Origin of the sequence: Streptomyces kronopolitis (assembly GCF_014646275.1) — a bacterium.
Lineage (GTDB): Bacteria > Actinomycetota > Actinomycetes > Streptomycetales > Streptomycetaceae > Streptomyces > Streptomyces kronopolitis.
This window is the reverse complement of sequence record NZ_BMND01000003.1, coordinates 91,146-111,508: the sequence shown is the minus strand read 5'-3', so window position 1 is coordinate 111,508 and position 20,363 is coordinate 91,146. Positions and strand designations below refer to the sequence as shown.

Sequence of the window (20,363 nt, the reverse complement as noted above, 5' to 3'; positions counted from 1 at the left end):
GCCTCCATGGTGCGGGTGGCGGGCCGCGCGGACCGGCGGCGGACGAGCTGTCGATCGTAACGGACGGCCGGCTGCGGGGGCCCGGCTCGGCCCCCGCACCGCTCGCTAGCGGGGCACGGCGACCGGCAGCGGCTGCGGCGGGGGCGGACCCACGTACCGGGCCGCCGGACGGATGATCTTCGAGTCCTCGGCCTGCTCCAGGATGTTGGCACTCCAGCCGACCACACGGGCCGCGCAGAAGGTGGGCGTGAACATCTCCCTCGGCAGCCCGCACAGCTCCATGACGACACCCGCGTAGAGCTCCACGTTCGTATGCAGCTCACGACCGGGCTTGAGCTCGGCCAGCAGTGCTTCGACCCTCGCCTCCACCTGGACGGCGAAGTCCACCAGCTGCCCTCCGAACCGTTCGGCGACCCCTCGCAGCATCCTCGAACGCGGGTCCTCGGTGCGGTAGACGGAGTGCCCGAACCCCATGATCCGGTCGCCGCGCAGGATGCTGTCGCGGACCCAGGAATCGATGCGGTCGGGGGTGCCGATCGCATCGAGCATGTCCAGTGCGCGACTGGGCGCGCCGCCGTGCAACGGGCCGGAGAGTGCGCCGACGGCGCCCACGAGACAGGCCGCGAGGTCGGCGCCGGTGGAGGCGATGACGCGTGCGGTGAAGGTCGAGGCGTTGAATCCGTGGTCGATGGTGGAGATCAGATACGCCTCTATCGCCCGGACACGCTCCGGGTCCGGCTCTTCGCCGGTGAGCATGTACAGGTAGTTGGCCGCGTGGCCGAGGTCCGCACGCGGCTCGACAGGCTGCAGGCCCCGGCCCAGCCGGTGCAGCGCGGTGATCAGCGTCGGTACTGCGGCGCATGCGGCGAGGGCGTCGGTGCGGCGATGGTCGGCGTCCATGTCGTACAGGGGCCGGAAGCCGGCCGTCGCGCCGAGCAGCGACAACGCGGTGCGCAAACCGGCGAGCGGGCCGGAGCGCGCACCGGCACGGGCGAGGGCGGGCAGCGCGTCGCATACGGCCGCGGGTACGGCACGCAGTGCGGCGGTCTCGGCCCTGAAGGCGGCCAGCTGCGCCGCATCGGGCAGCTCGCCGTGGAACATCAAGTGCCACACGTCCTCGAAGCTGCGGGCTGAGGCCAGCTCGACGGCTGAGTACTGACGGTAGTGATAAAAGCCCTCCGTGCCCCGGACGTCACCCAATTGGGTCTCGGTGACGATGACGCCCGCAAGTCCGCGCGGCGCGTCAACCGGTGCGTTCACCTCAGCGATCGGCATGGCTGATCTCCTACTCTTCCTCACCCGAATAATTGATTCGACTGTCCATCCTTGACTCAATACTTGTCAATATTGATTCCATCAATGTGGACGATCCCGATACGGTGATCCCATGGCAGACCAGCAGGAAGCGGCACCAGGCCGGGGCGGACAGCGACTGAGCACCCGGGAGACGGCCGAGCGGCTCGGCGTGAAACCGGAGACGGTGTACGCCTATGTCAGCCGCGGCCAACTGACCAGCCGCCGTACGCCCGGCAGTCGTGGCAGCACCTTCGACGCGAAAGAGGTCGAGGCACTGGCCCGCCGCGTCGGCCGCCGCGAATCCGCGACACCCGGCAGCGAGTTGGCGATCCGCACCGGCATCACCCTGATCGACCGCGATCACTGTTACTTCCGCGGCGTCGACACCTCGCAACTCGCCGCCCACTACAGCTACGAAGAAGTCGCCGAGTGGCTGTGGACCGGTGAACTACGCCCCGGCATGCGCTTCACAGCACCGCGCGACGCACTGTCCGCCACCCAACGCGCCGTTGAGGCCCTGCCGGCACACAGCGGACCGATGGACCGGCTACGGGTCGGCGTGATCGCCGCCGCGGCCGCCGACCCGCTCCGCTTCGACCTGTCCGAGGACACCGTCGTCGACATCGCCCGCAGCCTCATCCCCACCCTCGTCGACGCCTTGCCACCGCATGCCCCGAAGTCACCGGCCGACGATGCCCTCGCCGCACGCCTCTGGTCACGACTGACCGCGGAACCGGCCACTCCCGAGGCGCTCCGAGCGCTGGACGCCGCATTGGTCCTGCTCATCGACCACGACCTCGCCGCCTCTACGCTCGCAGTCCGGGTTGCCGCCTCTGCCCGTGCCCATCCGTATGCGATCGTTTCAGCCGGCTTCGGGGCCTTGGACGGCGTGCTGCACGGCGCGGCGAGCGGACTTGCCCACCGGATGCTGGCGGAGGTACTGGACCGGGGCAGCGCGGCCGCCGTCGTGACCGACCATCTGCGGGCCGGCCGAGGGGTACCAGGACTCGGTCACCCTCTCTATCCCGGTGATGACCCGCGGGCTCGCACGCTGTTCCGCCTTTTGGAGGATGTGCCACGTGCCCACCTCGCCCTGCAGGCCGCCCGTGAAGTGATCACCACCACGGCCCGCCATACGGAGTTGCACGCAAATGTCGACCTGGCACTGGCCGTACTGACCGCTTCCACAGGCATGCCGACCGAGGCCGGAGAGACGATCTTCGCCATTGCCCGCACAGCAGGCTGGATCGCCCACGCCCTGGAGGAATACTCCGAAAGCCCCCTGCGCCTGCGTCCCAGCGGCCAGTATCACGGTCCCCGTCCTCCACAGCGGTTGCCGTGAGCGATGAGTTCGCGGGCGAGGCCGGCGCTTCACCTTGCTGAGCCTTACGGGAGCCGGCGCCGGGACACAGACTCCGCCGCCGCGACCGCCCTCGGCACTGCTGAACCGCCCGTAAGGACTCCCGGGTAAGGCGACGCGAGCCATCGCCGTCACCCGCTGGGGGACACCCGGCGTCGGGCACTCAGCGGATGAGGTTAGGCTCACCTATGTGAGTACCTGTGCCACCGCTTCCCGTGAATCGGCCGAATCGCTCACCGCGACCGCGGCCACCGCCCGAACCTGGCTGCTCATCGAGCAGACGGGACCTTGGGGAGCCCAAGCGCTGACGAACAGTCACCTCGATCCTGATGTCGGCCGGGCCCTGGAGGCCGCGACCGAGGGGACGGGCGTGCGGGTCGCCCTGATCCGCCGCCCCGGGCGCCATGCCGACTGCAACGGCACCGCCCGGCACCGGATGTTCCTCGCGCACACCGCTCCCGGACGTACCTGGATCCGCACCACCACCGTCAGCGACCCGCGGGCGGCTCTCGGTCTGGACTTCACGGCTTTGGGAGCTGGCGAGCACCACAGCCTCTGGGAGCCGTACATCGGTGAACCGCTGGTCCTCGTGTGCACCAACGGCAAGCGGGACCGCTGCTGCGCTCTGCTCGGGCGCCCGCTGGCCGCCGAGCTCGCTGCGAGCGGAGCTGAGGCCTGGGAGGTCACCCACATCGGAGGGCATCGCTTCTCCCCCACTCTGTTCGTCCTGCCCTTCGGCTACGCCTACGGACGTGCCTCGGCTCCCCTCGTCAAGGAGGCTGTGGAAGCGGCGCGCGACGGACGGATCACGATCGACCACTGCCGCGGCCGTTCGGCGTGGGACCGGCCGGGACAGGCCGCCGACCTGGCGGTCCGCGAACTGCTCGGAGAGGATCGGGCGGACGCACTCGACGTCGTACGGACCGACACGGTGCGGCCCGAACCGAGGCCGGCCGGCAGTGCGACGCCCGGAGGCTCTTCCCTCACGGGAGCCTCCTCCGCGTGGGCCGTCACCGTGGCGCACTCCGACGGCCGCAGCTGGCAGGTCACCGTCGAACAGCGGGCCGATGGTGCTGCGGCGCCCGCCAGCTGTGGTGCGCCGCTCGGTCCACCGGCGCGTATGGCCGTTGTCTCCATCGACGCGGTGAACCGCATGCCCCGGAGGACGGCGCAAGCCGTCGGCAGCTGACCGCGAGGGTTCCGCCGCACACCCGCCGGGTTCTCCACCGTTGTTCTCCCTCACTCGACTCCCATCGGGGACCTCGTCTCTGCCGAGTCGACGGTCATCTACAGATCGGGGAGCGTGGTGGCTCGACGGTGATGTCTCGGTGGTGGGGCGATGCTCCTCCGGCGGCACGGGGCTGGGCGAGGACCACGTGAGACTGCAGGCGAAACTCACTGACCAGCCATGCCGGGATGAATCACTCCCGGCCCGGCGTCGACCGCGCAGCATCTCACCAGCCGCCCTTCGCGGCTTTCGCCAGGCCCCGCAGCCCTCCCCCGTCCACCGCATGACCACTCCTCTCCGCGCTCGGTCGCGCACCTCGACCATCAGTCGGTCGCGCTCAGACCGACGCCTGCAGAGCCCAGTCGGCTCACCTTTCGAGGCTAAGTGCGCACGTTCCGCAACCGACAGGCCTGTGGATAACTCCTCGCACCAGCCGAAGTCGCGTTCCGCGCCAGCCCATGATCGGGACACGGTCGACCGAAGCCACGTCGGCGTCGCGGTGCGAACACGCTCCGAATTCGTCACTGTGAGGGTTACCGGCCCGACCATCAACGCGCTTACTGTTCGTTCGTATGGGCGAAAAGGAGGATTCCGTTCCGCGCCCGAGCGCCACAGAGCCCTCGGGTCCCGCGCCGCTTCCCGCCGCCGAAACGCTCTCCTCCCCCACCAGCAGCGCACCCCACGGCGTCCCGCACGCGTCCGGTGATCGGCGGGACCAGCCGAACCACGGGTCGGCCACCTCCAGGTTTCGTCGCCCGCACCTGGGCTGGCCACGGAAGGTGTTCTCCCAGGTCCTGATGGTGCAGCTGGCCATTGCCGCAGGAGTCACCGCACTGGCCACCGGCTTGTTCCTCGCCCCGCTCAGTGCGCAACTCGACGATCAAGCGATGCGCCGCGCCTTGTCCATCGCACAGACCGCCGCCGCCGAGTCGCGCCTCGACGACGCCCTGGAGTCCTCCCGGCCGACGCTGCACGGCCCCGTGCAGAACGAGGCGGAACGAATTCGCGCCGCCACCGGAGCCGAATACGTGGTGATCATGGATAAGCGAGGGGTCCGCTGGTCCCACACCGATCCGGCCGAGATCGGGCGCCACGTCTCGACCGACCCCAGCGTCGTGCTCTCCGGCCGGGAAGTCATGCAGATCGACGAAGGCACTCTCGGCAGGTCCGCGCGTGGCAAGGTGCCGCTCCGTGACGAGCAAGGCAAGATCATCGGAGCGGTGTCCGTCGGCATCGCGTACAAGAGCGTGCAGGAACGGCTGCTCTCCACCGTCCCCCAACTGCTCGCCTACGCCGGCGGGGCCCTGGCCGTGGGCGCTCTCGCCGCCTACCTTGTCTCCCGCCGCCTCCAGCGCCGCACGCACGACCTGGCGTTCTCCGACATCTCCGCACTGCTCGCCGAGCGGGAGGCAATGCTGCACGGCATCCGTGAGGGGTTCCTGGCGCTCGACAGGCAAGGCCGTATCCGCCTCATGAACGACGAGGCGCAGCGCCTCCTGGAGCTCCGCGCCGAGGACAACGGCCGTCCCCTGGAAACGGCCCTGCCTCCCGGTCGTACGACCGACGTGTTGGCCGGCCGTGTGTCGGGGGCTGACCTGCTGGCCGTCAGCGGGCACCGGGTCCTGGTGGCGAACCGCATGCCGACCGAGGACGGGGGTGCCGTGGTCACCTTGCGCGACCGCACCGAGCTGGAACGGCTCGGCCGCGAGCTGGACGGCACCCGGGGCCTCATCGATGCCCTGCGCGCCCAGGACCACGAGCACGCCAACCGGCTGCACACTCTCCTCGGCCTGCTCGAACTCGGGCTGCACGAAGAGGCGGTGGACTTTGTGACCCAGGCAGTGGGCGTGCATCGCGCGACCGCCGAGCAGGTCACCGAACGCATCCACGATCCGTTGCTGGCCGCCCTCCTGGTGGGCAAGGCCACCGTCGCCACCGAGCGCGGCGTCTCCCTCAGCATCTCGCCCGATGCGTACCTGCCCGACCGTCTGGTCGATCCGCACAGCCTCGTCACCGTGCTCGGCAACCTCGTGGACAACGCCCTGGACGCTGCGTCGGGTGGACGTGACGCGCTCGTGGAAGTGGAGGTGTGCACCGTCGACCGGACCGCCGTCCTGCGGGTCAGCGACAACGGTCCGGGCGTGCCCGAAGCGCGTCGCGCCGAGATCTTCACCGAGGGCTGGACGACCAAGGAGCCGCCCGCCCACGGGCAGCGCGGCATCGGCCTGGCCCTCGTACGGCGTCTCGCCGAGCGCTATGGAGGCAGCGCCGAGGTCGGCGAGCGCCCCGGTGGTGGCGCGGTATTCACGGTGACTGTCCCTGACGCCCTGTCCTATGAGCTTCCAGCAGGGCGTGAAACGACCCTCCGGCAAGCAGTCGCAGAAACTGACGGCACCGGACGAGCTGCTTCGGGCGCGCGTCTTCCCGGAGGCGCAACAGAGGATGGCCGATGATCAACGTATTGGTCGTGGACGACGACGTGCACGTGGCGAAGATCAACGCGGCGTATGTCGCGAAGACTGACGGGTTCCGGGTCAGCTGTCTCGCGCACACCGCCGCGGAGGCCCTCGCGGCCCTGGAGAGCCACCCCGTCGACCTGATCCTCCTGGACCACTATCTACCCGACAGGACGGGGCTCCAGCTGGTCGGCGACCTGCGACGCCGAGGTGTGCTGACCGACGTGATCATGGTGACGGCCGCGCGCGACATCGCCACCGTGCACGCTGCCATGCGTCACGGCGCACTGCAGTACCTGGTAAAGCCGTTCACCTTCGCGGGCCTGCGCTCCAAGTTGGAAGGCTATGCCGCATTGCACCGCACCTTTGCGAGTGGCGGACAGGCGGAGCAGTCCGAAGTGGACCGGATCTTCGGCACCTTGGCATCCGCCAACGCGGGGCCCGCCGAGTTGCCCAAGGGACACTCCACCGCCACCGCAGACCGCGTGCGCTCGGTAATGCGCTCCGCAGACGCCCCGCTGTCCGCGCAGGACGTCGCCATGCAGGCGGGGCTGAGCCGGCAGACCGCGCAGCGCTACCTCAAGCTCCTGGAGCGCGCAGGGCGGGTGCGCCTGACCCTCAAGTACGGCGAGACCGGCCGCCCCGAGCACCGCTACGAGTGGGTCTAGACCAGCAAACCGCCACCCCAAGAGCGACGTGCATTGGGTGACTCTGTGTATGGGAGCCAAGAGCCGGACCACCGCGCAACTGTCACGGTCCCGCCCACCCCCGCATCGTGCCCTCCGAGTCCAGGGCCTGCCCGCCCCCGGACTCGTCGGTCTCGTACTTAGGCCGCCCCCGCGCCCGTGAGCGCCCGTACCTCCGTCTCTGCATGCCGTGCTTCGTCGGCAGCCTCCGGGGAGAGCAGCGTTCCCAGCCAGCCCATCAGGAAGCCCAGCGGGATCGATACGACACCGGGGTTCTCGAGCGGGAAGACGGCGAAGTCCACTCCGGGGAAGATCGACTCCGTGCCGCCCGAGACGACCGGCGAGAGCACGACCAGGGTGATCGCCGGGATCAGACCGCCGTACACGGACCAGACCGCCCCCCGGGTCGTGAAGCGGCGCCAGAACAGGGTGTACAGCAGGACCGGCAGGTTGGCCGAAGCCGCGACAGCAAAAGCCAGCCCCACCAGGAAGGCGACGTTCAGGTCCTGGGCGAGGAGGCTGAGGCCGATGGCAACCGCGCCGACCCCCACCGCCGCGATCCGTGCCACGGCCACCTCGGCGCGCTGGGCGTCCTGCGCCGTGCCGCGCGGGCGTCGCAGCGAGGCATACAGGTCGTGCGCAACCGAGGCCGACGACGCGAGCGTGATGCCGGCGACCACGGCCAGGATGGTGGCGAACGCGACCGCGGCAACCACGGCGAAGAGAACTGTCCCTCCGGTCGAACCGGCGCCGCCTCCCAGATTGAGGGCAAGCAGCGGGACGGCGGTGTTGCCGGCTGCATTGGACGCATGCACGGCGGAGCTGCCCAGCACTGCTGCGGCGCCGAAGCCGAGCACGATGGTCATCAGGTAGAAGCCACCGATCAGGCCGATGGACCAGACGACGGAGCGGCGGGCGGAGCGTGCCGTGGGGACGGTGTAGAAGCGGGAGAGGATATGCGGCAGTCCGGCGGTCCCCAGGACCAGTGCGATGCCGAGGCTGATGAAGTCGAGCCGCGCGGTCCAGCCGCCGCCGTACCTGAGACCGGGCGTGAGAAACTCACGGCCGTGTCCGCTGCGTTCCGCGGCGGTGTTCAGCAGCGTATTGAAGTCACCGTGGAACCGGATGAGTACCAGGACGGTCAGGGCGATGGCGCCGCCCATGAGCAGTACCGCTTTGACGATCTGGATCCAGGTCGTGGCCCGCATGCCGCCGAAGGCGACGTAGACCACCATCAGGGCGCCGACTCCGATCACCATCCAGGTGCGGGCCTGCTGACTGGCGCCGCCCAGGAGCAGGGCGACCAGACTGCCGGCGCCGACCATCTGCGCGACCAGGTAGAGCACGGACACCGTGACGGAGGCCGTGCCGGCCGCGATGCGGACGGGGCGCTCTCGCATCCGGGCGGCGACGACATCGGCGAGGGTGAACCGGCCGCAGTTGCGGACAAGTTCGGCGACCAGGAAGAGGACGACGAGCCAGGCAACCAGAAAGCCGACCGAGTACAGCAGGCCGTCGTAGCCGAAGAGGGCGATCAGCCCGGAGATCCCGAGGAAGGACGCCGCGGACATGTAGTCACCCGCGATGGCGAACCCGTTCTCCATGGGCGAGAAGAGTCTCCCGCCGGCGTAGAACTCCTCGGCGGAGCCGTGCCGGCGGCGGCTCACCCAGGTGGTGATCGCCAGGGTGACGGCGATGAACACACTGAACAAAACCAGTGCGAGGGTCTGGTGGTCGCCGGTCAACGGATGTTCCCCCCGGTGAGTTCCTGGGTTTCCCAGCGGATGTCGAGTGCCGCGCGGTCCCTGCGCAGCCGGGCGTGGCGCGCGTAGGCCCAGGTGAGCAGGAACGTGGTGGCGAACTGGCCGAGTCCGGCGAGCATCGCGACGTTCAGCGCACCGACGACGCGATGGGCCATGAGGCCCGGTGCGGCGGTCGCGGCGACCACGTAGGCGAGGTACCAGGCCAGGAAGACCGCCGTGCCGGGCAGGACGAACCGCCGGTAGCGGCGACGCACCTCCTGGAAGGCCGCGCTTCGCTGCACCGCCAGATAGATCTCGTCGTGCGGTGCGGACCGTGGTTCCGCTACCGGTACGGGCGGGGGTACCGGGACCGGTTCGGGTTTCTCCGTGCGGTCCCACTCGTCCGCAGGTGTTGTCTCGTCATCCAGCTCGCCCCACCCGGAGGCGAGAGCGTCGTACCAGGGGTCGTCGAGCCGAAGGGCCCCTGACTCACCGGCCGAACGGCCGTCCTGCTTGTCCACCGAACTCTCCTTGGTGCACGGGTTTGTTGTCCGTGTGGCCCAAGAGTGGACAGAAAGGAAGATCCTGGACTCTTCATTGCGAACCCTTCACCCCATCAGGTGACGGGCTATTGGGGCGGCTGTGCAAGGCCGTGCCGGTACGCGTAGTGGATGGCCTGTGCGCGGTCCCGCAGTCCCGCTTTGGCGAAGAGATTGTTGATGTGGGTCTTCACCGTCGCGGTGGAGACGTGCAGGGAGCGGGCGATCTCCGGGTTGGACTGGCCCTCGGCCACCAGCCGCAGCACCTCCACCTCGCGGGCGGTCAGCCCGTCCGGGGGCTCGTCGGGCGGATACGGCGCCGTTCGCACGGGCTCCGTGAAGCGCTCCAGCAGCCGGCGCTGGATCCTGGGGGACAGCCCGGCCTCCCCCGAGAGCACGTCGGCGATGGCGCGGACGATCTCGTCGCCGTCCGCGTCCTTGGTCAGATAGCCGCGGGCACCGGCCTGCAGGGCAGGGAAGAGCGAGTCGTCGTCCGCATAGGTGGTGAGGACCACGACCTGGGTACCGGGGTGCTCGGCACGGATACGGCGGGTGGCCTCGACACCGTCGCAGCGCGGCATTCGCAGATCCATCAGGACGACGTCGGGGGCGAGTCCGGCAACCAGGCGGACCGCTTCCTCGCCGTCCGCGGCCGATCCGACGACCTCGATCCCCGGCAGCAGCCCCAGCAGCATCACGATCCCCTCGCGCACCACCGTCTGGTCATCGGCGACCACGACTCGCGTTGTCGCGTCCGCCGTCATGCGGGCACCCGCAACCGCACCACGAAGCCCTCCTCGTCGGGGCCGGACTCCAGCGTTCCGCCGAGGAGTTCGGCGCGCTCCCGCATCCCGAGCAGACCGTATCCGGAGCCGCTTCCCGCGAGCTCACCGGGCGCGCCTCGGCCGCCGGAGTCGCGCACCTCCAACCCGATCACGTCGGCCGCGTACTCCAGCCGCACGCTCACCCGGGCCCCCGGGGCGTGCTTGCGTACGTTCGTGAACGCCTCCTGGGCGACGCGGCGGACCGCGAGGCCCGCCTCGGCCGGCACGGCGCGGGACTCGCCCGTCACATCCAGCCGAGCGCTCTCAGCGGCGGCCAGACGCCGCAGGAAGTCCTCGACCGGGATCATCTCCCCGCGCAGTGCCGAAAGCGCCTCACGGGTGCCGTCCAGCCCTTCACGGGCCATTCCCCGGCACGCCGTCACCTGCTCCAGCAGCTGCTCGCGGTCGGCCTCCAGGTCGGTGCTGCGCTGGATCAGCAGCCGTGCGGCCTCCAGGTGCACCAGTTGGGCACTCAGGCTGTGGGCGAGGACGTCGTGGATCTCGCGCGCGATCCGCCCGCGTTCGGTGAGCGCCGCCGATTCGGCCTCGGCCGCGCGGGCGGCCCGCTCCTGGGCCAGCAGCCGCTGAGCGTTGCCGCGCGCCTCGGCGTCCAGCCGTACGACGTAGCCCGCCAGTCCCAGGCCCGCGGCGGTCGCGGCGGTCGCCCACCAGTTGCCGGTGTTCAGCGCGGCGTACCCGCCCAGTGCGCCGAGGGAGCACGGTACGGCGACGCCCAGTGGCAGCCGTTCCATGGCGACGACGGCACAGGTGCACCACAGGACGGTGGCGGGCACCTGCGCCCCCGCGCCGGCGAGGCCGAAGGCCGCGGCCAGCAGTAGGACGAACAGTCCGATGGACGGCCACAGGCGGTGTGCCAGCGTCGTACGGAAGAAGCCGCGGAACGTCACCAGTGTGGCCGCGATGCCCGCGCACAACGCCACCAGGCGCCAGCCGGTGAAGGCCGGTCCCACCAGGGTGGTCCATACCAGCCCCGCCACCACCGCGATGCGCACCGCCCGGCCGATCCACAACCGGGCGCCGCTGACGCCCTCACGGGCCAGCGACTCCCGCAACGGCCAGCTCGTCCAGGTTGTCGGTGGCACTACGGTCCCTTCCACGGCGCTCGCGGGGTTTCAGCCCGCGACAGGGACACGGTACGTCCGCTGCAGACCCTGGGCCCGCCAGGTGGTGACTCCTGCACGGGTCAGCAGCATCGCCGCGACGGAGAGCATCGTGGCCGCGCTGCCCTGGTGGATGCCCAGGACCGCGGCGATACCCATGAGACCGACCCGCAGCGCCATGCCGCAGGCCCACACCCCGGCCGCCGCCCAGCTCCCCTTGGTCCACACCGCGCCGTCGTCGCCGGTCCAGATACGCGTTGTCCAGGCCCAGCCGGCGCCGCAGGCCAGCCCGATCAGCACCTCCGCGCCCAGGAGGACGCCGGACGCCATGTGGTGCGCCGGGTCGACGAGGCCGGGCTGCCGTAGTGCCATGACCGTCAGGACGACCGGAATGAGCCACCAGGCCTTGCCCTCCGACGAGATCCGCTGCGCCGAGAACTGCCGGACGAACACCAGCGCGATGACCCCGATGATCACAACAATGTTGAGCGAGCCGCTCATGACCTGGCCCTCCGTGGGACGGGAATTCGACGTCTCCGACGCTATGGAGCGGCGGCACCGTGCGGATCGGCGCCAGGGTGGGTCCCGGGTGGAAAGCCGACGGGCACCTGTCCACCCTGGGGTGGAGAGGCGCCCGCCGGCTGCCGCTGACGACTCAGGTGTCGATGCGTGAACGGTCCAGAGTGGATGCGGAGTTGGTGATGAACTCCTTACGGGGGGCGACCTCGTTGCCCATCAGGAGGTCGAAGGCCTTCTCCGCCGCTTCGAGATCGCTGATGTTGATGCGGCGCAGGGTGCGGTGGCGCGGGTCCATGGTCGTCTCGGCGAGCTGGTCGGCGTCCATCTCACCCAGGCCCTTGTAGCGCTGGATGCTGTCCTTGTAGCGGACCTTCGTGCGCTGGAGCTCGAGCAGGGTCTGGCGCAGCTCGTTGTCCGAGTAGGTGTAGATGTACTTGTCCTGGCCCTTCTTGGGGTTGATCAGTTCGACACGGTGCAGCGGGGGGACGGCGGAGAAGACCCGGCCCTGCTCGACCATGGGCCGCATGTAGCGCTGGAAGAGGGTCAGCAGCAGGCAGCGGATGTGGGCGCCGTCGACGTCCGCGTCGGCCAGGAAGATGACCTTGCCGTAGCGGGCGGTGTCGATGTCGAAGGTGCGGCCGGACCCGGCCCCTATGACCTGGATGATGGCGCCGCACTCGGCGTTCTTGAGCATGTCCGAGACCGACGACTTCTGGACATTGAGGATCTTGCCGCGGATCGGCAGCAGCGCCTGGAACTCGGAGTTCCGCGCCAGCTTCGCCGTACCCAGCGCCGAGTCGCCCTCGACGATGAAGAGCTCGCTGCGGTCGACGTCGTCGCTGCGGCAGTCCGCCAGCTTGGCCGGCAGCGAGGACGACTCCAGCGCGGTCTTCCGCCGCTGGGCCTCCTTGTGCTGCCGGGCGGCGATGCGCGTACGGGCCGCGGCGACGATCTTCTCCAGGACGGCACGGGCCTGCTGCTTGGCGTCCCGCTTCGTGGAGGTCAGGTGCGCCTTGAGTTCCCGGCTCACCACCTGGGCGACGATCCGGGAGGCCGCCGAGGTGCCGAGCACCTCCTTGGTCTGCCCCTCGAACTGCGGCTCCGCGAGCCGCACGGTCACAACGGCGGTGAGGCCCTCCATGGCGTCGTCCTTGACGACGTCGTCCTCGGCCACGCGCAGCAGCTTGCTCGACCGCAGCACCTCGTTGACGGTCTTGGTGACCGACCGCTCGAACCCGGAGACGTGGGTGCCGCCCTTGGGCGTCGCGATGATGTTGACGAACGACTTGAGCGTCGAGTCGTAGCCGGTGCCCCAGCGCAGCGCGATGTCGACGCCGAGTTCCCGGGTGACCTCGGTCGGGGTCATGTGGCCGCGGTCGTCGAGGACCGGGACGGTCTCCTTGAAGGTGCCCTGGCCGCTCAGGCGCAGTACGTCGCACACGGCCTTGTCCTGCGCGAGGTACTCGCAGAATTCGCTGATGCCGCCGTCGTAGCGGAAGATCTCCTCCGTCTTGCCGGCGCCGTCGATGCCCCGCTCGTCGCGGACGACGAGGGTCAGGCCCGGCACGAGGAACGCCGTCTGCCGCGCGCGGGCGTACAGGGTGTCCAGGGAGAGCTTGGCGTCCTTGAGGAAGATCTGCCGGTCGGCCCAGTAGCGCACCCGGGTGCCGGTCTTCGTCTTGGCGATCCGCTTGCCCTTGAGCAGGCCGTTGCCCGGGTCGAAGGGGGCGTCGGGACCCGATTCGGTGAAGATGCCGGGTACGCCGCGGCGGAAGCTGATCGAGTGCGTCTTGCTGCTGCGGTCCACCTCGACGTCGAGCCGGGCGGACAGGGCGTTGACGACGGAGGCGCCGACGCCGTGCAGTCCGCCGGAGGCCGCGTACGAGCCGCCGCCGAACTTTCCGCCGGCGTGCAGCTTGGTCATCACGACCTCGACGCCGCTGAGGCCGGTCTTCGGCTCGACATCGACGGGGATGCCTCGGCCGTTGTCCCTGACCTCCACGGACCCGTCGTCGTGAAGGATCACCTCGATGTGGTCGCAGTAGCCGCCCAGCGCCTCGTCGACGGAGTTGTCGATGATCTCCCACAGGCAGTGCATCAGGCCGCGGCTGTCCGTCGAGCCGATGTACATGCCCGGGCGCTTGCGGACGGCTTCGAGCCCCTCGAGGACGAGCAGATGCCGCGCGGTGTAGTTGGATCCGTCCCGGTCTGCCCCGGTCAGCACTGCGGTGGACGGCACGGACATCTCGGCGGTCACGCGGTTCGCTCCTCGCTGAATTTCTGGCAGTCCGCATTCCACGGACTCGGTTGTGGCGGTGTCGCCGGTCAGAGGGTACCGAGGCCTGGTAGAGCCGATGTGACGCCACCCGTAACCATGCTCATGCTAGTAGAATTTCGCTCATGCGTTCGATCCCTCGTAGGGGTGACATCGCAGTGACGTGCACATCACGTTCCCTTCGAGGCATGAACCATTTAGGCTCCGGGCACGTCCTCATCAACAACCGGCAAGCCAGCCGGGAGGACAGAGACCAACAACCAACGTGAATCAGACCACCACGCAACACGGCTCATTCGCCGCCACCCGGCAGCACCCGGCCCCCTCGGAGAGTTTTTTCGAGGAAAAGGCACGAGCGGGAACGTTTTCGGCCTGGTTGGATGTTGACCCTGGTACGACAGCTCGTCGAGCTAGAGAAGAGGCGACGTGACTACTGTTCTGACACCCGCGAGCCCGCTGACGGCCGCTGACCGCTGCGACCGCTGCGGCGCCCAGGCATACCTGCGCGTCGTCCTGATGTCCGGCGGAGAACTGCTCTTCTGCGCCCACCACGGTCGCAAGTTCGAGCCAGAACTCAAGAAGATCGCCGCGGAAATACAGGACGAGACGGAGCGGCTCACCGCTTCTCCGGCGTCCGCGTCCGAAGAGGAACGCTGACACTTCGCATCCACGACGAGCGAACAGCGGCACAGCGCCGTACCGCGGGCGGCCACCCGGCACCACCGGGAGGCCGCCCGCAGTCGTGCGCCCGCACGCGGCCCTGAGAGCCCCGCGCGCGGCTCAGCCGGCCCCGTGTGCGGATACCGCCGGGAGCAGCGCCGAGGCGCGCGTATAGACCCCTGGACTGCCCGGCTGACCGCAGCCGGTCCCCCATGACACCAGCCCGACCAGCCGGCCCCGGACGACCAGCGGTCCACCGCTGTCCCCCTGGCAGGCGTCCCGACCGCCGGTCGGCTCCCCTGCGCACATCATCGACCGCGCACGGTATCTGCCGTCGGCGTTGCCCGGATAGGCGCGGGCGCAGACCGCGTCGCGCAGCACATTGACGTGCGCCGCCCGCAGCCGTGACGCGTAGCTGCCGCCACCCGTCGTGTCCCCCCAGCCGTAGACCGTCGCCGCGTTGCCCGGCCGGTAGGCGCTGTCATGCCGCCTGGCCACCACGATGGGCCGGTTCGGGACCGGCCTGGCCAGCGTGAGGACGGCCATGTCGCCGTCGTTGGTCCAGGTGTTGTAGCGGGGATTGACCCAGACCCTCGCGGGCTTGAGTTCCTGGCCGCCGCCACCGGTGAGGTTGTCGCGTCCGATGACGATCCGCAGGTCCCGGACCTGCCGCCAGGGGACACCCAGGACCTCCGTGCTCAGACAGTGCGCCGCCGTCACGACCGTCGAGTGCCCGACGAGCACGCCGCCGCAGAACTGCCCGGAGCGCTGCAGCCCGAAGCGCTCGTGCGAGGCCAGCGCGACCGCCCACGGGCTGTGCGACAACGGCGCGGGTCTGCCACCGATCACCGACCCGTCCGCGGCCGCCGTCGCCGGCAGGGCGAGGACCAGCGCGAGTGCTGCGAGGGCAGCGCGGGCGGACGGACGCATACGGACTCCTGACTCCGGGACAGTGCACGCACACCCAGAGTGACGCCAACGATCGCCCCGCGCACCCGGACATGCGCGAGCCCGGCCCCTCCGGAGGGAGAGACCGGGCTCCATGACGCCGTCCGGGCGGGCCGGACTAGTCGAGGTAGTCGCGCAGCACCTGGGAGCGCGACGGGTGACGCAGCTTGGACATGGTCTTCGACTCGATCTGACGAATCCGCTCACGCGTGACGCCGTAGACCTTGCCGATCTCGTCCAGCGTCTTGGGCTGGCCGTCGGTGAGACCGAAGCGCATCGAGACGACGCCGGCCTCCCGCTCCGAGAGGGTGTCGAGAACCGAGTGCAGCTGCTCCTGCAGAAGCGTGAAGCTGACCGCGTCGGCCGGGACGACCGCCTCGGAGTCCTCGATGAGGTCACCGAATTCGCTGTCGCCGTCCTCACCCAAGGGGGTGTGCAGCGAGATCGGCTCGCGGCCGTACTTCTGGACCTCGATGACCTTTTCGGGGGTCATGTCGAGTTCCTTGGCCAGCTCCTCCGGGGTGGGCTCGCGGCCCAGGTCCTGGAGCATCTGGCGCTGGACGCGCGCGAGCTTGTTGATGACCTCGACCATGTGGACGGGGATACGGATCGTACGGGCCTGGTCGGCCATGGCGCGGGTGATGGCCTGGCGGATCCACCACGTCGCATAGGTCGAGAACTTGTAGCCCTTGGTGTAGTCGAACTTCTCGACCGCACGGATCAGACCCAGGTTGCCCTCCTGGATCAGGTCCAGGAAGAGCATGCCGCGGCCGGTGTACCGCTTGGCCAGGGAGACGACCAGACGGAGGTTGGCCTCCAGGAGGTGGTTCTTCGCCCGGCGGCCGTCCTCGGCGATGATCTCCAGCTCACGCTTGAGCTTGGGGGCGAGCTTGTCGGCGTTCGCCAGCTTGTCCTCGGCGAACAGGCCCGCCTCGATGCGCTTGGCGAGCTCGACCTCCTGCTCGGCGTTGAGGAGCGGGACCTTGCCGATCTGCTTGAGGTAGTCCTTGACCGGGTCGGCGGTGGCGCCGGCCGCGGCGACCTGCTGTGCGGGGGCGTCGTCCTCGTCGTCGTCGGACAGGACGAAGCCGGCGTTCTCCGCGCCTTCGGCGGCCTCGGGAGCGTCACCCTTGCCGGGTGCCGGGGTCTCCTCGGTCACGTCCTCGTCGAGGAGCTCGTCGACGTCCTTCTTGGACGCGGTCTTCTTGGCGGTGGCCTTCTTGGCCGTCGTCTTCTTCGCGACGGTCTTCTTGGCGGCCGTCTTCTTCGCCGCTGCCTTCTTCGCGGGCGCGGACTCGGACTCACCGGCCGGCGGGTCCGCCACAGGGGCGGAGGACGCGGCGGCGGTGGTCTTCTTGACCGTGGCGGCCTTCGCCGCGACGGTCTTGGTGGCGGTGCGCTTCGCCGGACTCTTCGCTGCGACGCTCTTGCGGGTGCGCTTGGGCGCCTCTGCGGCACTGACCATCAGCGTCACACCCTCCTCGTCGAGGATTTGGTTGAGGCTGCGCAGAACGTTCTTCCACTGGGTTGGCGGAATCTGGTCAGCCTCGAAGGCCCGACGCACGTCATCGCCGGCGATCTGCCCATCTGCCTTTCCCCGCTCGATGAGCGCCATCACAGACTCGGACTCGGCGATCTCCGGCGGGAGCGTACGGGATGTGCTGGCCGACACGAACAACCTCTCGGAACGATGGAAACGGCTTCCGACCCCGTCCACTGTGGATCGGAGCCGACGACCGCCGGTGGGGATAGACCGACGGCGCAGGGGCAACCGGGGAGTTGAACAGCGTCTCTCACGCCGCTCTTATTCCCTCCTCGGCTATCACCTCTTAAGTCATCGCGCTTCCCTGAAGAGTGTTACGCCCAATCTGCGTGGCCCGAGTCACACCCCATAACGACCCATTCCCAGTCATATGACATGCAACCCTCCCGAGACCTCTCGCCGGATCCGGTCGACGATCCGGATCCGGCGATCTTCTGCGCCTTCGCCGCGTGCGGCGTGCCCCGCCCGGAGGGCGTGCAGGGCACGGCAGCCGCGTGGCGCCCATGGCCCGTACGCGGTCGGGTACGGGCTTTCAGTGTTCGCGGGGCGCGGGGACGACGTGGTCGGCGGGCGTCCCGGAGCCCTGCCCCCCGGGCTCGCCATGGGCGGCGAGGAGCTGGCGCATCGCGGACTCGGCCGCCGTGGCGTCGCCGGAGCCGATGGCGTCGACGACCCGCATGTGCTGGCCCACGGACGTCTCGACCGGCCGCTCGCAGCCGCCGGCGATGCCGCCCGAGACATGGAGGGCCGCGGAGACGATGCCCGAGAGGTGCTCGAGCATGCGGTTGCCGGCGAGCTGCAGCAGCAGCGAGTGGAACTCGGCGTCGGCGCGGGAGAACGTCATGGTGTCGCCCTGGGCCGCGGAGTGGCCCATGATCTCGACCATGTCGGCGAGCCGCTGCTGGATGTCCTCGCGGGCGTGGCCCGCGGCGAGCCGGGCGGCGAGGGGCTCGATCGTCCAGCGCAGCTCACACAGCTCACGGCGCTGGTCGTCGCGTTGCGGCCCGTAGGCCCGCCACTCGATGATGTCGGGGTCGAGGAGGTTCCAGTCGCTCACCGGGCGGACCCGGGTGCCGACGTTCGGGCGGGCGCTGACGAGGCCCTTGGCCTCGAGGACTCGCAGCGACTCGCGGACGACGGTGCGGGAGACCTCGAAGCGCTGGCCGATCTCCTCGGGGACGAGCGGGCGGTCGGCGCCGAGATCGCCGGAGACGATCATCTGGCCGAGCTGCTGGACGAGTTGGCCGTGCAGGCCTCGTCCGCGGCTTCCGGCGGCGCGGCGGCCGACCCGGCCGATGTCTGCCTCGGAGCCGTCCCAGACCTGCGAAACGCGCTCTGCACGGTCCTGGCCGGCCGCGCTGGCGGCGTTCGCGGCGTTGCCGGCGTTGGCGTAGGGGTAGCGGTCAAGCTCGCCCGGGCCTGCGAGGCCGGTGTCGCCGGGGCGAGCCGCGGTCATCATGGTGTGCGCAAGGGTACTCACGCATCTGTTGTCGGCGACACTCTGAACACCCTTGAGGTCTTTGGTGAAAAGCACACGAAAGGGTGATCGCCCCCCATCCCCGAATTGACGCTTTATCGGAAAGAAATGCGCTCTCTGCGGCGAGTTGCGAGCAGCAGCCATAACAACACGGCGCCAAAACATATGCCTTACTCGATCAGCAGAGTCAGCCACACCCCGCCGGGCACACATCACCGCAGGTCAGATGCGCCACAGCAACACCCCTACCCCACTTGCTGGTTGACTCGTGAACCGCATCACGAACCGGCGTTCTTTGGTCAATTCCGAACGACCTCTTGACGCGGGCACCGAAGGGCAGATGACAACGCCACCTCACCGGAAATGACGGGAATTCTCCGGGAATCCGGCCGGGGCGGAACGGAATACCTCACCAGCCCCTCTTTCCACTCGGGCACGCCCGGTCGACACTTCGCCCAACTTGCCACGAGAGCAGGCCATTCCACACCGCGGCAGGCGTGAGGGGTGTCGAAGGACACCACCCCAGGGACCCGGCCGGCGGAGGGGGCCGGGGTTTGCGCTCGGCTCTTCGACTACGGTCCGGCCGGGCCGGTCGCCGCCACGGGGAGATCACGGCCTCGCGAAGCCGCACCTCCGGGGTCATCGGCGACGGGTGGTCGCCGGTCGCGAGGTTCGCCGGACGGGCGCGACGGCGGCGGACCGGGTGCCCCTCGTGGGGCGTGAGGCCGGCCGGAAGCTCTTGGGGCGACGTAAGGACTCACTCGGCCAAGATACCTGCGATATGTCCTATTTTCTCGTAATGTTCAATCTTGACGGTTCGTCGTGTCACCGTGGGTGAAGCCAGGCCCTCCGATGTCGGGCCTTGCACGCGACGTCTCAGACCTCGGGGCGGAGCATCGGCGGGTTGAGCAGCGTCGCTCCACCAGCCCTGAACAGCTGTGCGGGGCGGCCGCCCTGACGGGTCGTCGTACCACCGGTGGGCACCAGGAAGCCGGGGGTCCCGGTCACCTTGCGGTGGAAGTTGCGGGGGTCCAGCGCCACCCCCCAGACCGCCTCGTACACGCGGCGCAGCTCCCCCACCGTGAATTCCGGCGGGCAGAAGGCCGTGGCGAGCGAGGAGTACTCGATCTTCGAACGGGCCCGCTCGACGCCGTCGGCCAGGATCCGGGCGTGGTCGAACGCGAGCGGAGCCGCCAGCTCACCCTCGCGGGTGAGGGCGTCGTCCTGCTCCAAGAGGGTGTCGACCGGTGCCCAGCGCGCGCTGTGGGCGTCGCCGCCTGCGCGGGGAGCGGGAAGGTCGGGGGCGAGGGCCAGATGCGCGACGCTGACGACCCGCATCCGCGGGTCCCGCTCGGGGTCGCCGTAGGTGGCGAGCTGTTCGAGGTGCGCGCCATAGACGGGGGCCGGTCCGGCCGGGGAGTGGGCATGCAGCCCGGTCTCCTCGGCGAGCTCCCGTGCGGCCGCGCCCTCGAGGTCCTCGTCGGCACGGACGAACCCGCCGGGCAGGGCCCAGCGGCCCTGGAACGGCGGCTCACCGCGCCGCACGGCCAGCGCACACAGGGCGTGGCGGCGCACGGTGAGCACGACCAGGTCGACAGTGACGGCGAAGGGCGGGAAGGCCGACGGGTCGTAGGGAGGCATGGCGTGATCATAGTCGTCCGCCTGACGATAAACAGGTCCCACGGCACC

General features: G+C 69.7%; 16 protein-coding genes. 5 read left to right on the top strand and 11 right to left on the bottom strand.

The annotated features are described in order from the left end of the window. Window positions 1–105: 105 nt before the first annotated feature. Complete coding sequence (locus IEY78_RS04740) at window positions 106–1,275, bottom strand: citrate synthase/methylcitrate synthase (protein ID WP_189096290.1); 1,170 nt, start codon at window positions 1,273–1,275, stop codon at window positions 106–108. 112 nt (window positions 1,276–1,387) lie between these two features. Between IEY78_RS04740 and IEY78_RS04735 the strand changes: the two genes are divergently transcribed. From IEY78_RS04735 to IEY78_RS04720, 4 genes are all read left to right on the top strand, one after another. Next, entirely contained in the window at window positions 1,388–2,638 is a 1,251-nt protein-coding gene (locus IEY78_RS04735) for a citrate/2-methylcitrate synthase (RefSeq protein ID WP_189096289.1), read from the top strand. Window positions 2,639–2,846: 208 nt separating this feature from the next. Next, window positions 2,847–3,845, top strand: a complete 999-nt coding sequence (locus tag IEY78_RS04730; protein WP_189096288.1) for a ferredoxin family protein — start codon at window positions 2,847–2,849, stop codon at window positions 3,843–3,845. 836 nt (window positions 3,846–4,681) lie between these two features. Further along, complete coding sequence (locus tag IEY78_RS04725; protein WP_189096287.1) at window positions 4,682–6,337, top strand: ATP-binding protein; 1,656 nt, start codon at window positions 4,682–4,684, stop codon at window positions 6,335–6,337. Then, window positions 6,334–7,008: a DUF7342 family protein gene (locus IEY78_RS04720; protein ID WP_189096286.1), complete on the top strand. Its 675-nt coding sequence runs from the start codon at window positions 6,334–6,336 to the stop codon at window positions 7,006–7,008. The genes IEY78_RS04725 and IEY78_RS04720 overlap by 4 nt, the downstream gene beginning before the upstream one ends. Window positions 7,009–7,166: 158 nt before the next feature. On the opposite strand, the gene IEY78_RS04715 is transcribed toward IEY78_RS04720, so the two are convergent. The 6 genes from IEY78_RS04715 to IEY78_RS04690 form a co-directional block, all read right to left on the bottom strand. Continuing rightward, entirely contained in the window at window positions 7,167–8,771 is a 1,605-nt protein-coding gene (locus IEY78_RS04715) for a monocarboxylic acid transporter (protein ID WP_189096285.1), read from the bottom strand. Beyond that, window positions 8,768–9,289, bottom strand: coding sequence for a DUF485 domain-containing protein (locus tag IEY78_RS04710; RefSeq protein WP_189096284.1), 522 nt, complete (start codon window positions 9,287–9,289; stop codon window positions 8,768–8,770). Before IEY78_RS04710 ends, IEY78_RS04715 begins: the two co-directional genes overlap by 4 nt. Window positions 9,290–9,396: 107 nt before the next feature. Beyond that, a complete protein-coding gene (locus IEY78_RS04705) occupies window positions 9,397–10,071 on the bottom strand; it encodes a response regulator transcription factor (protein ID WP_189096283.1) in 675 nt (224 codons plus the stop codon). Next, window positions 10,068–11,234, bottom strand: coding sequence for a sensor histidine kinase (locus tag IEY78_RS04700; protein WP_189096282.1), 1,167 nt, complete (start codon window positions 11,232–11,234; stop codon window positions 10,068–10,070). Before IEY78_RS04700 ends, IEY78_RS04705 begins: the two co-directional genes overlap by 4 nt. A gap of 30 nt (window positions 11,235–11,264) precedes the next feature. Beyond that, window positions 11,265–11,753 carry a DUF1453 family protein gene (locus IEY78_RS04695; protein WP_189096281.1) on the bottom strand — a complete coding sequence of 163 codons (489 nt, stop codon included), beginning with the start codon at window positions 11,751–11,753 and terminating at the stop codon, window positions 11,265–11,267. A 154-nt stretch (window positions 11,754–11,907) separates the two neighbouring features. Continuing rightward, the gene (locus tag IEY78_RS04690; RefSeq protein ID WP_189096280.1) at window positions 11,908–14,028 is read right to left on the bottom strand and encodes a DNA gyrase/topoisomerase IV subunit B; all 2,121 of its coding nucleotides are present in this window, start codon (window positions 14,026–14,028) and stop codon (window positions 11,908–11,910) included. Between the two features lie 444 nt (window positions 14,029–14,472). Between IEY78_RS04690 and IEY78_RS04685 the strand changes: the two genes are divergently transcribed. Beyond that, window positions 14,473–14,703, top strand: coding sequence for a DUF7455 domain-containing protein (locus IEY78_RS04685; RefSeq protein WP_006602664.1), 231 nt, complete (start codon window positions 14,473–14,475; stop codon window positions 14,701–14,703). Window positions 14,704–14,826: 123 nt separating this feature from the next. On the opposite strand, the gene IEY78_RS04680 is transcribed toward IEY78_RS04685, so the two are convergent. The 4 genes from IEY78_RS04680 to IEY78_RS04665 form a co-directional block, all read right to left on the bottom strand. Continuing rightward, entirely contained in the window at window positions 14,827–15,636 is an 810-nt protein-coding gene (locus IEY78_RS04680) for a serine protease (RefSeq protein ID WP_189096279.1), read from the bottom strand. Between the two features lie 136 nt (window positions 15,637–15,772). Continuing rightward, window positions 15,773–17,332, bottom strand: coding sequence for an RNA polymerase sigma factor (locus IEY78_RS04675; protein ID WP_189096278.1), 1,560 nt, complete (start codon window positions 17,330–17,332; stop codon window positions 15,773–15,775). A gap of 397 nt (window positions 17,333–17,729) precedes the next feature. After that, a complete protein-coding gene (locus IEY78_RS04670) occupies window positions 17,730–18,731 on the bottom strand; it encodes a FadR/GntR family transcriptional regulator (protein ID WP_308426855.1) in 1,002 nt (333 codons plus the stop codon). An 819-nt stretch (window positions 18,732–19,550) separates the two neighbouring features. Next, window positions 19,551–20,315 (bottom strand): NUDIX hydrolase, encoded by a 765-nt coding sequence (locus IEY78_RS04665; RefSeq protein WP_189096276.1) that lies wholly within the window; start codon window positions 20,313–20,315, stop codon window positions 19,551–19,553. Between the last annotated feature and the right edge of the window lie 48 nt (window positions 20,316–20,363).